Genomic DNA, 11968 nt, shown 5'->3' with positions numbered 1-11968 from the left:
ACGAGCATTCGCAGCCCTCCGCCGACCTTGCCCGCAAGCCAGTATGGGTCTATCAATCAGGCTTCATTTCTCAAGAGTCCTTGCCATGACTGCCCAGACCAACCGTCAGTTCCTGCTTGCCAAACGCCCGGTCGGCGCGGCCACGCGGGAGACCTTCACCTACCAGGAAGTGCCGCTGGGCACCCCACAGGACGGCCAGGTGCTGGTGCGCAACGAATACCTGTCCCTCGACCCGGCGATGCGCGGCTGGATGAATGAGGGCAAATCCTACATTCCGCCGGTCGGCATCGGCGAAGTGATGCGGGCGCTGGGCGTGGGCAAAGTGATCGCCTCGAACACCCCGAAATTCGCGGTCGGGGACTACGTGAATGGCGCCCTTGGGGTGCAGGATTACTTCCTCGGCGAGCCGCGGGGTTTCTACAAGGTCGACCCCACGCTTGCGCCCCTGCCGCGCTACCTGTCGGCGCTGGGCATGACCGGCATGACCGCCTATTTCGCGCTGCTCGACACCGGCGCACCGAAAGCCGGTGAAACTGTGGTGATCTCCGGCGCAGCGGGGGCGGTGGGCAGCATTGCCGGACAGATCGCCAAGATCAAAGGCTGCCGTGTGGTGGGCATTGCCGGTGGCGCCGACAAGTGCAAGTTCCTGGTCGATGAGCTGGGCTTCGACGCCGCCATCGATTACAAGCACGAAGACCTGCCGGCCGCGCTCAAGCGCGAGTGCCCTAAGGGCGTGGATGTGTATTTTGATAACGTCGGCGGCGACATTCTCGACGCAGTGCTCAGCCGCCTGGCGTTGAAAGCCCGCGTGGTGATCTGCGGCGCGATCAGCCAGTACAACAACAAGGAAGCCGTAAAAGGCCCGGCCAACTACCTGTCATTGCTGGTCAATCGCGCACGCATGGAAGGCTTTGTGGTGATGGATCACGCGGCGAACTTTGCCGCCGCCGGGCAGGAAATGGCCGGCTGGATGGCGCAGGGCAAGCTCAAGAGCAAGGAAGATATCGTGGAGGGGCTGGAGACGTTCCCGGAGACGTTGATGAAACTGTTCAACGGGGAGAACTTCGGCAAGCTGGTGCTGAAAGTCAGCTGATACACAGCAGATGTAAATGTGGGAGCAAGCCCCCTCCCACATTATTGATCGGTGATCGATCAGGCGATCTCGGCGACAACTGCGGCCAACGCTTTGGCTGGATCGGCCGCCTGGCTGATCGGGCGACCGATCACCAAGTAGTCCGAGCCCGCGTCCAGCGCCTGACGCGGCGTGAGGATACGGCGCTGGTCATCCTGGGCGCTGCCCGCCGGACGAATCCCCGGGGTGACCAATTGCAGCGACGGGTGGGCGGTCTTAAGGGCCCGGGCTTCCAGCGCCGAGCAGACCAGGCCGTCGAGGCCGGCTTTCTGCGCCAGGGCCGCCAGGCGCAGCACTTGCTCCTGAGGTTCGATATCCAGGCCGATCGCTGCCAGGTCCTCGCGTTCCATACTGGTCAGCACGGTCACACCGATCAGCAAGGGTTTAGGGCCGCTGCGCTGTTCCAGCACTTCACGGCAGGCGGTCATCATGCGCAGGCCGCCGGAGCAGTGTACGTTAACCATCCACACGCCCATCTCGGCGGCGGCCTTGACCGCCATCGCGGTGGTGTTGGGGATGTCGTGGAATTTCAGGTCGAGGAACACCTCGAAGCCTTTGTCACGCAGGGTGCCGACGATGTCAGCGGCGCAACTGGTGAACAGTTCCTTGCCGACCTTGACCCGGCACAGCTTCGGGTCCAACTGGTCAGCCAGCTTCAGTGCGGCGTCACGGGTGGGGTAATCCAGGGCGACGATGATAGGAGTCTGGCAGACGGACATTGGAATGGGCTCTCAGGCAAGTCGAAATCGGCGCGGATTGTAGCGCAAGCGACGCCGTTGCGGGATCCGATGATCGGTAAATACTGACCAAGCGCGCCCAAGCGGACATTTCGGGCATTTGTATCAAAACAGATACATTCACGACATGCCCTCAACACGCCCTACCGCTAGCCTCGCCCGCACGACCCAACGACCAGCACTTCCAGCCATGTGGCTGGGCGCCTATGCTGACCGCCACCACCAGGCAGATGATCGCACTATGCATACCCCTTCCGTCCCGCTGAACGACGAGCAAAAAGGCGCGGTGAGCGCCGATGAAAAGCGCTGGAACACCCGCGCGCTGATTGTCGACGACGATGTGCCGATCCGCGAACTGCTGATCGACTACCTGGCACGCTTCAATATTCTCGCCACCGGCGTCACCGACGGCGCCGCGATGCGCGTGGCGATGCAAGCCGAAACCTTTGATGTGGTGGTGCTCGACCTGATGCTGCCGGGCGAAGACGGCCTGACGCTGTGCCGCTGGCTGCGCGCCGAGTCGGACATCCCGATCCTGATGCTCACCGCCCGCTGCGAGCCCACCGACCGCATCATCGGCCTGGAACTGGGCGCCGACGACTACATGTCCAAGCCGTTCGAGCCGCGTGAATTGGTGGCGCGCATCCAGACTATCCTGCGCCGGGTGCGTGACGACCGCACCGAGCAGCGCGCCAATATCCGCTTCGATAACTGGCGGCTCAACAGCGTGTTGCGCCAACTGGTGGCCGACGACGGCCTGGTAGTGCCGCTGTCCAACGCCGAGTTCCGCCTGCTGTGGGTGTTTATCGAGCGGCCGCGCCGGGTATTGAGCCGCGAGCAGTTGCTGGATGCTGCCCGTGGTCGTTCCATCGAGGCCTTCGATCGCAGCATTGATCTGCTGGTCTCGCGGCTGCGCCAAAAACTGGGCGATGACCCGAAAGCACCGCAGTTGATCAAGACCGTGCGCGGTGAAGGCTATCTGTTCGACGCACGGGATATCGGCTGATGCGCAATGCCTTCAACACGCTGTTCGGGCGGCTGTTCGGTGTGTTGCTAGTGGCGATTGTACTGGCCCATGCGTTGGCGTTTTTCTGGTTCCACCACTACGACCCGCCTCCGCCGCCGACCAAAGACACCTTCGTCGAGCAACCGGACGGCACGCTGAGACCTCTGCAGAAACGTCCTCGCCCATGGTTTGGCGGGCCGGTGGTGCCCCTGACGTTTCAGTTTTTCTCGCTGATCATCGCCGCCTGGTATGGCGCCAAATTGTTGAGCCGGCCGATCCAGCGCCTGAGCGAGGCCGCCGAGCGCTTGAGCCTTGACCTCGACAGCCCGCCTCTCGACGAATCCGGCCCCCGTGAAGCAAAGCAGGCCGCGTCGACCTTCAACCTGATGCAAAAACGCATTCGCGAACAAGTCGGCCAGCGCGCGCGCATGCTCGGCGCGGTCTCCCATGACCTGCGCACTCCGCTGTCGCGCCTGAAGCTGCGCCTGGAGCAGATCGAAGACACCAAGCTGCAAGGCCAGATGCGCCAGGACCTGAACGACATGATCGGTATGCTCGACGCCACCTTGAGCTACCTGCACGAACAACGCACCAGCGAAAGCCGGCACTGGCTGGATGTGCAGGCGCTGGTGGAGTCGATCAGTGAGAACGCCCAGGACCAAGGTGCCGATGTGCAATGTGCCGGCACCAGTGCGCCGTTGCAGGTACAACCGATGGCGTTGCGCTCGTGCCTCAATAACCTGATCGACAACGCCTTGCGCTACGCCGGCGCCGCCCGCGTGGAGCTGGAAGACGGCCGCGAGGCCCTGGTCATCCGTGTGATCGACCACGGTCCCGGGATTGCCGCCGACAAGCGTGAGGCGGTGTTCGAGCCGTTCTATCGGCTGGAAGGCTCGCGCAACCGCAACTCCGGCGGCGTGGGCCTGGGCATGACCATCGCCAAGGACGCGGTCGAGCGCCTGGGCGGGCGCTTGAGCCTGGAGGAAACCCCAGGCGGCGGGTTGACCGCCGTGATGTGGTTGCCCCGCGCCTAGAAGGCCAACACCGGTCACTGTGGGAGCGGGCTTGCTCGCTCCCACACCGGCCTTCGCCCATCAGCTACAGAATGTTGTCTTCGCGGCGGCCCTGGGCCTGGGTCGCACTCCAATCCATCAGCAGGCTGTATGCCACTGCGAGCAAGGTCGGGCCGATAAACAGGCCGATGAAACCAAATGCGATCAAGCCGCCGAACACCCCGAGCAGCACGATCACCAGCGGCAGGTTGCCGCCACGGCTGATCAGGTACGGCTTGAGCACGTTGTCCACGCCGCTGATGATGAACGTGCCCCACACGCCGAGGAACACCGCGTGGCTGTAATCGCCCTTCCACGCCAGCCAGGCCGTGGCCGGAATCCACACCAGCGGCGGCCCCATGGGGATCAGGCTGAGCAGGAACGTGACCATACCCAGCACCAGCGCGCCCGGCACACCGGCGATCAGGAAGCCGATCAACGCCAGCACGGCCTGCGCGGCCGCCGTACCGATCACGCCATTGACCACCCGTTGCACGGTGCCGGCCACCAGCTCGATGTAGTAACCGGCACGTTCGCCGATCAAGCGCTCCAGCAAGCGGTGTACGAACAGTGCCAGGCGCGGTCCGTCACGGTAGAAAAAGAACACGAACACCAGGCTGAGGGTCAACTCCAGGATGCCACCGCCGATCTGCGCGCTGCGCGCCAGCAGCCAATTACCCATCTGCCCCAGGTACGGCTTGAGGCTGACCATCAGCGCCGCGCCCTGCTCGTCGATGCTCCCCCACATCGCCACCAGCCGTTCTCCGACAAAAGGAATCGACCCCAACCAGGCCGGCGCCGCAGGAAAACCGTCGACCTGAATATCCTTGATCAACGCCACAGCATCGCGCACATGGTCCGCGAGGTTGAACCCCAGCCATACCAGCGGCACCGCCACCAGCAGCATCCAGCCCAAGGTCAGAATGCCGGCGGCCAGGGATTCTCGGCCGCCCAGCCAGCGGGTCAGCAACACCATCAGCGGCCAACTGGCAAACGCCAGCACCGCGCCCCAGAACAGCGCCGACCAGAACGGCGCCATCACCCAGAAGCTGGCACCAAACAGCACCAGCAGCAGGATTTGCACCAGCAGGCGATCGTTATTGAGCATGGATTTTCTCTAGGATAAGGCTGTAGGCAGCTAGTTTAGGCGAACGGCGCGGGTCCGTTCGCCCTGTTACGGTCAGCGTATCAGATGCAGGTGCAGGCCTTTGGCTGGCTCAGTGCCGGTTTCCAGGCGTGCGGCCCGCACCCCCTTGTCAACCAGGGCCTGGCGCCACGCTTCGGCATGGGGTCCGGTCAAGCTGACACGCAGGGTGGTGTCGAGGTTCAACCCGCGGGAAATCAGGGTCAACCAGGTGGCATCCGGGTCCGCGCCCAATGCCGGAAAGTCCAGCTCGCCGGTGCTTCTGAGTTCGCGCAACAGGGTGGCGGAGGTCGGCAGCAGCTCCCCGAGCGGTGCGCTGGCATCAATCTGTTCGACATGCAGGTAAGCCCGTCGATTACCGCGGGTGATGCCGTACAACGCCACCAGGGAATTGTCCTGCGGGGCGGCCAGACGCAGCAGCAGGTATTCCTGCTGGCCATCGGCGCCGACCAGCTTGGCGTTACCGAACACTTCATTGGCCCACAGGCTGCTTTCACCGCAGTCGCGGGCCTGGCACCAGAACAACAGTTGCGCGCCCTGCTGCTGCAACGCTTCACGCGTGGCGGTGAACGCAGCGCTGGATGTGTGCTCGGCGGGCAGTTCATAGGTGATGGCGGTGACCTGGCCACGTGCGGTGGCCTGGGCCTCGTAGCGCAACTGGCCGCTGATCTTGCGGATCGCGCCCATGGGGTAAATGCGCTCTTTTGCTTCGGCGGGGCGGTAGTCGACAATTTGCGCGTCAACCTCGCGGGCCACGGCGGGCAAGTCCTGGCTACCCGGCACATCGGCGGCGAACACCAACGGGCTGAACACACACAGCCCCAGAACACGGATACAGCCTTTACGCACGCTCATCGGATAGTTGAGCCCTGGCCATCGGAGGTCGCAGCAGTTTCAAGATCGGTGTTGAGATCGTTCATGGTTGACTCCCTTTCAATCCGCCCAGCCTCGGCAGTTGACCGCGCCAAGTCAAGGCGCAGAGAAGAACCGATTGAAACAGTCTGCAACAAGGACCGCGCCAGCCTCGTCATTCAAGTGCAAATGATGGCCACCGGGCAGGGTCGTCACCGTAAAGGGTAGCTGGGAAAGCAACTCGGGATGTCTCGCCAGCATGCCATCAGCGGCGACCACCAGTTGTGTAGGGCAACCTACGCGGCGCACGAAAGCCATGGCTTGTTCGTCGGTCAGACGCATCGGCGATGCCAGGGTCAAGCGGCTGTCCGTGCGCCAGGTGTAACCGCCCGGCACTGGCATCAAACCGCGCAGGGCCAGCAGTTCAGCGGCTTCGCGGCTGACCGCCACCAGCCCTTTCATCCGCGCTTCGACGGCGCGATCAAGGCTGCTGTAGACCGGCTTGCGCTTGCCCTGCAGGTTCAATTGCGCCTGCAACGCCATGCCCAGCCGCTCGGCGGCGTTCTCGCCGGTGGCGGTCGGCGGGATCACACCGTCGATCAAACCGAGGTGCGTCACTCGCTCCGGCAAGGCACCGGCCAATACCAGGGAGACAATGGCGCCGAGGGAGTGGCCAAGTAATGCAAAACGTTTCCAGCCCAGTTGTTCAGCGACGTGCAGCACATCGTAGGCGTAATCCCACAAGGCATAACCGGCCCCCGTCGGACGATGCGCCGAATGCCCGTGGCCGGCCATGTCGAGGGCGACGATACGCATCCCCCGCAGTTTCGGCGCCAACCGCGCGAAGCTGTTGGCGTTATCCAGCCAGCCATGCAGGGCGATCACCGGCAGACCGTCTTCGGGACCGAACAGATGCGCGGCCAATTCGATATGCGGCAGGCTCAGGCGCACTTCTTCGACCGGCGTACTCATGCGCAACTGCGCTCACGAGCTTCCCAGCGGGCGAACAGCTGCTTGAGCAAGGTCGCGGTGTCCTGGGGGCGTTCGAGGGGAAACATGTGCCCACCGGGCATGGTGAGCATTTCCCCCATGGGCAGGCGACCGACGCCGCTGGCGTGGTGGCGCATCACCACCCGGCTCTGACGTCCGCGCACCACCGCCAGCGGCACTTTCAACTGGCGTACCTGGCCTGGACTGGTGTGGGGCACGCCCCGGTAGATGCTGATCTCAGTGGCCGGGTCGAAGCGCAGGCGCAAGCGATCACCGACCTGATGCAGGCCATGTTGCAGGTAAGCGTCGAAGCATTCCGGGTCGAAGCTGCGAAACAGGGTCTTGCCGGCGAAGTAACTGCGCGCGGCGTCCAGGTCGGCGAACTCTTCACGGCGGCCCAGGGTGCGCCCGGCCGGGGTGAGGCGGTCGATAAAACCAAAGCGCTTGGCGGCGCGAATCACCCAGCGGTCGGCCCGGGTCAGCACCGGTGAGTCGAGCATCACCACGCCGCGATACAACTGCGGGCAACGCATGGCCGCATGCAAATGCAATACGCCGCCGAGGGAATGGCCCACGCCCCACACCGGCTCGGGCTGCTGCTCCAGATGGTGGATCAGTTCGTCCACCAGGTTCTGCCAGTTATCGTCCACCGGAAACCTCGGGTCGTGGCCGTGCTGCGGCAGGTGCGCGACTGCATATTCCGGGGCCAGGCCGGCAAACAGCTTGCCGTAGGTGGCCGAAGGGAAGCCATTGGCGTGGGCAAAAAACACGTGCTGCGACATACCGGTTCCATCTATAAAAACAGACACTGATTGTCACCACGCCCGGCCGTTACAGCAATGACCGTAACCGCCAGGAATGATGACACTCACGCCACGCCTATCGCGCCGGCGGGTTCTCGCCCAGGGGCACCACAGCCATGGTCAGGCGCGAGACGCAGCTGGACTTGCCATCATCATTGGTCAGGCGGATGTCCCACACTTGGGTGGTGCGGCCGATATGAATCGCCTTGGCCACCGCCGTCACCCGCCCGCTGCGCACCCCGCGCAAGTGGTTGGCGTTGACCTCCAGGCCGACGCAATAGAACTTACTCGTATCGATGCACAGGTAGGCCGCCACTGAGCCAACGCTTTCGGCCAGGACTACCGACGCGCCGCCGTGCAGCAGGCCGTAGGGCTGATGAGTACGGTGATCGACGACCATGCTGGCGGTCAGGGACTCTTCGTCGAAACTTTCGAAGCGAATATCCAGCAGCTCACCGATGGTGTTTTTCTGCTGGGCATTGAGTTGCTCGATATCGGGTTGGGTGCGCCACAGGCTCATACCGTTGTCCTATTGGTTTTATGATGGCCCTAATCCTGCCACAGAATGACTTCGGTGCGCTCGCTCCACACCTGAAACTGTGGGCCGTAGGTCGATTCGATCACGTTGCGCTTGATCTTCAAGGTCGGCGTCAGAAAGCCGTTCTCCACCGCCCAACTGTCTTTCACCACCACCAATTGACGCAGGCGCTCATGCTTGTCCAGCGCCGCGTTGACCTGTTCCAGCCAGCGCTCAAGGCTGCTGTGCAAAGCCTGGCGCACATCCGCCCGCCCCACCGCCGACAGCACGCACAGGCCCATCGGCGCGGGCAGGCCGTCGCCGACCACACACACCTGTTCGATCCGCGCATGTTCGGCCAGGCGGTTTTCAATCGGCGCCGGGGCCACGTACTTGCCCTTGCTGGTCTTGAAGATTTCCTTGAGGCGACCGGTCAGGCGCAGCCGGCCCTCGGCGTCCTGCTCGCCCTTGTCGCCGGTGCGCAGGAAGCCGTCGGGGGTGAGGGCTTCGGCGGTTTTTTCCGGGTCCTTGAAGTAGCCGAGCATGGTCGCGCCACTGCGCACCTGCACTTCGCCCTGCGGGTCGATCCGCACTTCAACGCCCGGACACGGCAGGCCGATCCAGCCGATCACCTGCTGGCCGGGACGACACACATGGGAATAGCCGCAACTCTCGGTCATGCCATACACCTCCAGCACATCCAGCCCCAGACGCTGATACCAGCGCAGCAAGGCTTCAGGCACCGGCGCCGCGCCGGACAGCGCAATGCGTACCGCGTCCAGGCCCAGACCGGCGAGCACCTTGCGGCCCACGCGCTTGCCGATGAAGGGCAGCCGCAACAGGCGGTCCAGGCGCGTTGCCGGGATCTTGCTGTAGACGCCCATCTGGAATTTGGTCCAGATACGCGGCACCCCGAACAGCGCCGTCGGCCGCGCCCGACGCAGGTCTGTCAGAAAAGTCTCGAGGCTTTCGGCGAAATACACGGTTTGCCCGGTATAGATCGCAGCCATCTCCACAAACATCCGTTCCGCCACATGGCACAAGGGCAGGTATGACAGCAGCCGGTCACCCTCCCCCAGGCCGAACAATTCGGTGCCTCGCGTGGCGGCAAAGCCCAAGGCATCGAAGCTGTGCATCACGCCTTTGGGCAGACCGGTGGTGCCGGAGGTGTAGATGATGGTGGCCAGGTCCGAAGCGGCAGGTAGCGGCTCATCCGGGATCGGTGAGTAGGCTTGCAGGTCGGCCCACCTGAAATCAAAGTCGCCCGCAGGGCACAGCGGCAGGCTGATGGTTGGCACGTCGGCTGGAACCCCGGGCGCCATGGCGGGCCAGTCATCGAGCTTGCCGATCAATACCAGCACCGCCTCGGAGTGCTTCAGCACATGGGCGATGGAATCGGCAGTGAGGTTGGGATAGAGCGGCACCGAGACATGCCCGGCCATCCAGATGGCCAGGTCGGCAATGATCCAGTGCGCGCAGTTTTTCGAGATCAGGGCAATGTGCGAACCCTGGGGCAGCTCCCTGGCGCGCAGCCAATGGGCGGCGCAACGGGCCTGGTGGCCGACCTCGCCCCAGCTCAGGGTCTGCACCTCGCCGCCGCCGACGGGCTGCACCAGGAAGGGTTTGCGCGGATGCCGCGCTTCACGTTCGAAGAAGACCTGCAACGGCAAACGAAAAGCGACGGGCATGGGACGCGCTCCTTTGTGATCCGATGATAGCCAACCAAGCACTTGCTCGGCTGACTATATAGCACACACAAAACAGCGAAAGTGCCTACGGATGCTTCACGCCGACCAGGCTCATCAGCCCCGCCAGCGGGAACTCCCCCTCCAACTCTGCCAGGCTGGCGGTGTACATCGGCGACGGCTGACGTTGATGGCCATGCTGCAAAAAGCTGATCAGGCTGCCGACCAGCGGCTGATGGCTGACCAGCAGCACATTGTCATCAGTGTCGAGTTTCTCCAGCGCCTGCTGCGGATTGCAGTCCGGCGTCAGCCAGGGCACGGTGCTGATGTCCGGCGCGAAGCCCAACGCCTCACGCACCAGGTGCGCGGTCTGCTGCGCCCGTACATACGGGCTGGCAATGATCGCACTGATGGGCTGGCCGATCAGGTGCGCCGCGCTGCGCAAGACTTCGGCCCGGCCCTGCTCGGTCAGCTTGCGCTCAGCATCGGTGCGGGCGTGCGCTTCAGCTTCGCCGTGACGCAAAATCCACAGTTTCACAGTTTTGGCTCTTCATCACGTACCGGGTGCGGTGCCGGCGGCACGCTGTGGGCGGCTTCGCCTTCCGGCGCACGCGGCGTCGGCCAGTCAGCGAATGGCCAAGGCTTTTGCTCAGTGTGAAAGCTGCCGAAGCGGCCGATCTGCGCGAGGAACTGGCTCAGGCTGTCGCCAACATTCATCAGGCCCAGGTTCGGCGCGCCGTAGACCAGCCGGTAAATCAGTTGCACCACCACCAGCGCACCGAGCAGGAACTGCGCCACTTGCCACACCAGGGCAAACACCAGCATCCACAGGATGCGCAGGACAATGGACTCGTACTTGGGGGCTGCTTTCGGATCGTTCATGACGCGTTCCTCAGTTGAAACCACTGGTGGAAATAAAGTCGACATCGGTTTTCGGCTCGGCGCGCATCAGCAATTCGATGACCTGGTTCAGGGTGCGCCCTTCAAACAGGATCGCATGCAGCCCGGCGACCAGCGGCATGTAAACACCCGCTTCCTGGGACTTGGCTTTGAGCACCTTGAGGGTATTGACCCCCTCGGCCACTTCGCCCAGGCGCGTCACCGCGTCTTCCAGGCTCAAGCCCTGGCCGAGGGCAAAACCGACCTGATAGTTGCGGCTTTTCGGCGACGAGCAGGTGACGATCAGGTCGCCCACGCCCGCCAGCCCCAGGAAGGTCATAGGGTTGGCGCCCTGGCTCACCGCGAAGCGGGTCATTTCCGCCAGGGCGCGGGTGATCAGCATGCTCTTGGTGTTCTCGCCCATGCCCAACGCCACTGCCATGCCGGCAATGATCGCGTAGACGTTTTTCAGCGCACCGCCCAGCTCGACGCCGAAGCGATCGCCACTGGCGTACACGCGAAAGGTACGCCCATGCAGCACGGCCTGGACCCGCTCGCACAGTGCTTCGTCTTCACTGGCGATCACGGTGGCGGTCAGCGCATGTTCGGCCACTTCCCGCGCCAGATTCGGCCCGGACAGCACGCCAATGCGCGCCTGTGGGGCGATCTCTGCGAGGATTTCGCTCATCAGCTTGAAGGTGTGCGCCTCGATGCCCTTGGTCAAACTGACCAGCAGCTTGCCCGCCAGGCGTTCGGCGTGGGGTGCGAGCACCGAGCGCAGGGCACTGGAAGGCAGCGCGACGAAACACAGCTCGCAGGCCTCCAAGGTCGCCTGCAAGTCGGTGACCGGCTCGACCGCCGGATGAATCTTGATGCCTTTAAGGTAGCGCGGGTTTTCTCGATGGACGCGAATGGCCTCGGCCTGTTCGGGATCGCGCATCCACTGGCGCACCGGATGACCGTTCTCAGCCAGCAGGTTAGCCACGGCGGTACCAAAACTTCCGCCTCCCAGGACCGCAATAGGGCGCTGTTCAGTCATATGCAATCCGTTAATCCATACCAGTGGCGATGGCAGCATTATACGGAGCCCCCCGCTTGCGGCCAGCCCCCGTATCAATTCACACGCCTGTCGGAAAATGCCATATCGGCGCGGGGGAATTGCAAAGGCGAC

General features: G+C 63.6%; 13 protein-coding genes. 3 read left to right on the top strand and 10 right to left on the bottom strand.

The features are described 5' to 3' along the window. Positions 1–85 precede the first annotated feature (85 nt). A complete protein-coding gene (locus ACP7CJ_RS04360) occupies positions 86–1093 on the top strand; it encodes an NADP-dependent oxidoreductase (protein ID WP_276197258.1) in 1008 nt (335 codons plus the stop codon). 59 nt (positions 1094–1152) lie between these two features. On the opposite strand, the gene pyrF is transcribed toward ACP7CJ_RS04360, so the two are convergent. Beyond that, positions 1153–1851 carry an orotidine-5'-phosphate decarboxylase gene (pyrF, locus tag ACP7CJ_RS04355; RefSeq protein WP_253394462.1) on the bottom strand — a complete coding sequence of 233 codons (699 nt, stop codon included), beginning with the start codon at positions 1849–1851 and terminating at the stop codon, positions 1153–1155. A gap of 259 nt (positions 1852–2110) precedes the next feature. Here pyrF and ACP7CJ_RS04350 point away from each other — a divergent pair, with 259 nt between their 5' ends. Further along, positions 2111–2875, top strand: a complete 765-nt coding sequence (locus tag ACP7CJ_RS04350) for a response regulator (protein ID WP_276197257.1) — start codon at positions 2111–2113, stop codon at positions 2873–2875. Further along, positions 2875–3909, top strand: a complete 1035-nt coding sequence (locus ACP7CJ_RS04345) for a sensor histidine kinase (RefSeq protein ID WP_276197256.1) — start codon at positions 2875–2877, stop codon at positions 3907–3909. Before ACP7CJ_RS04350 ends, ACP7CJ_RS04345 begins: the two co-directional genes overlap by 1 nt. Positions 3910–3973: 64 nt before the next feature. Here the strand turns inward: ACP7CJ_RS04345 and ACP7CJ_RS04340 are convergent, their stop codons facing one another. The 9 genes from ACP7CJ_RS04340 to ACP7CJ_RS04300 all read right to left on the bottom strand — a co-directional run bounded on the left by ACP7CJ_RS04340 (position 3974) and on the right by ACP7CJ_RS04300 (position 11836). Beyond that, entirely contained in the window at positions 3974–5035 is a 1062-nt protein-coding gene (locus ACP7CJ_RS04340; protein ID WP_276197255.1) for an AI-2E family transporter, read from the bottom strand. Between the two features lie 72 nt (positions 5036–5107). Next, on the bottom strand, positions 5108–5926 hold the full coding sequence (locus ACP7CJ_RS04335) for a DUF4892 domain-containing protein (protein WP_276197254.1): 819 nt from the start codon (positions 5924–5926) through the stop codon (positions 5108–5110). A gap of 114 nt (positions 5927–6040) precedes the next feature. Further along, a complete protein-coding gene (locus ACP7CJ_RS04330) occupies positions 6041–6895 on the bottom strand; it encodes an alpha/beta hydrolase (protein WP_276197253.1) in 855 nt (284 codons plus the stop codon). After that, positions 6892–7695, bottom strand: coding sequence for an alpha/beta fold hydrolase (locus tag ACP7CJ_RS04325; RefSeq protein WP_276197252.1), 804 nt, complete (start codon positions 7693–7695; stop codon positions 6892–6894). Before ACP7CJ_RS04325 ends, ACP7CJ_RS04330 begins: the two co-directional genes overlap by 4 nt. Positions 7696–7792: 97 nt before the next feature. Then, the gene (locus tag ACP7CJ_RS04320; RefSeq protein WP_247408308.1) at positions 7793–8236 is read right to left on the bottom strand and encodes a hotdog fold thioesterase; all 444 of its coding nucleotides are present in this window, start codon (positions 8234–8236) and stop codon (positions 7793–7795) included. A gap of 29 nt (positions 8237–8265) precedes the next feature. After that, positions 8266–9921, bottom strand: coding sequence for an AMP-binding protein (locus ACP7CJ_RS04315; RefSeq protein ID WP_426099388.1), 1656 nt, complete (start codon positions 9919–9921; stop codon positions 8266–8268). An 85-nt stretch (positions 9922–10006) separates the two neighbouring features. After that, positions 10007–10456 (bottom strand): phosphohistidine phosphatase SixA, encoded by a 450-nt coding sequence (gene sixA, locus ACP7CJ_RS04310; protein ID WP_426099389.1) that lies wholly within the window; start codon positions 10454–10456, stop codon positions 10007–10009. After that, positions 10453–10800, bottom strand: coding sequence for a DUF4389 domain-containing protein (locus tag ACP7CJ_RS04305; protein WP_276197249.1), 348 nt, complete (start codon positions 10798–10800; stop codon positions 10453–10455). The genes sixA and ACP7CJ_RS04305 overlap by 4 nt, the downstream gene beginning before the upstream one ends. A 10-nt stretch (positions 10801–10810) precedes the next feature. Further along, positions 10811–11836, bottom strand: coding sequence for an NAD(P)H-dependent glycerol-3-phosphate dehydrogenase (locus tag ACP7CJ_RS04300; protein ID WP_276197248.1), 1026 nt, complete (start codon positions 11834–11836; stop codon positions 10811–10813). Between the last annotated feature and the right edge of the window lie 132 nt (positions 11837–11968).

This window comes from Pseudomonas sp. PSPC3-2 (assembly GCF_049897085.1).
In the GTDB taxonomy this organism is placed as follows: domain Bacteria; phylum Pseudomonadota; class Gammaproteobacteria; order Pseudomonadales; family Pseudomonadaceae; genus Aquipseudomonas; species Aquipseudomonas paraveronii.
Note: the sequence above shows the minus strand (reverse complement) of the source record. Positions and strands in the feature narration are given on the sequence as shown.

Bases quoted from the DNA above. Each gene is read 5' to 3' on its own strand.
- ACP7CJ_RS04325 (WP_276197252.1), bottom strand. From the start codon at position 7,695: ATGTCGCAGCACGTGTTTTTTGCCCACGCCAATGGCTTCCCTTCGGCC.
- ACP7CJ_RS04340 (WP_276197255.1), bottom strand. From the start codon at position 5,035: ATGCTCAATAACGATCGCCTGCTGGTGCAAATCCTGCTGCTGGTGCTG.
- ACP7CJ_RS04350 (WP_276197257.1), top strand. From the start codon at position 2,111: ATGCATACCCCTTCCGTCCCGCTGAACGACGAGCAAAAAGGCGCGGTG.
- pyrF (WP_253394462.1), bottom strand. From the start codon at position 1,851: ATGTCCGTCTGCCAGACTCCTATCATCGTCGCCCTGGATTACCCCACC.
- ACP7CJ_RS04345 (WP_276197256.1), top strand. From the start codon at position 2,875: ATGCGCAATGCCTTCAACACGCTGTTCGGGCGGCTGTTCGGTGTGTTG.
- ACP7CJ_RS04300 (WP_276197248.1), bottom strand. From the start codon at position 11,836: ATGACTGAACAGCGCCCTATTGCGGTCCTGGGAGGCGGAAGTTTTGGT.
- ACP7CJ_RS04360 (WP_276197258.1), top strand. From the start codon at position 86: ATGACTGCCCAGACCAACCGTCAGTTCCTGCTTGCCAAACGCCCGGTC.
- ACP7CJ_RS04335 (WP_276197254.1), bottom strand. From the start codon at position 5,926: ATGAGCGTGCGTAAAGGCTGTATCCGTGTTCTGGGGCTGTGTGTGTTC.
- ACP7CJ_RS04315 (WP_426099388.1), bottom strand. From the start codon at position 9,921: ATGCCCGTCGCTTTTCGTTTGCCGTTGCAGGTCTTCTTCGAACGTGAA.
- ACP7CJ_RS04320 (WP_247408308.1), bottom strand. From the start codon at position 8,236: ATGAGCCTGTGGCGCACCCAACCCGATATCGAGCAACTCAATGCCCAG.
- ACP7CJ_RS04330 (WP_276197253.1), bottom strand. From the start codon at position 6,895: ATGAGTACGCCGGTCGAAGAAGTGCGCCTGAGCCTGCCGCATATCGAA.
- ACP7CJ_RS04305 (WP_276197249.1), bottom strand. From the start codon at position 10,800: ATGAACGATCCGAAAGCAGCCCCCAAGTACGAGTCCATTGTCCTGCGC.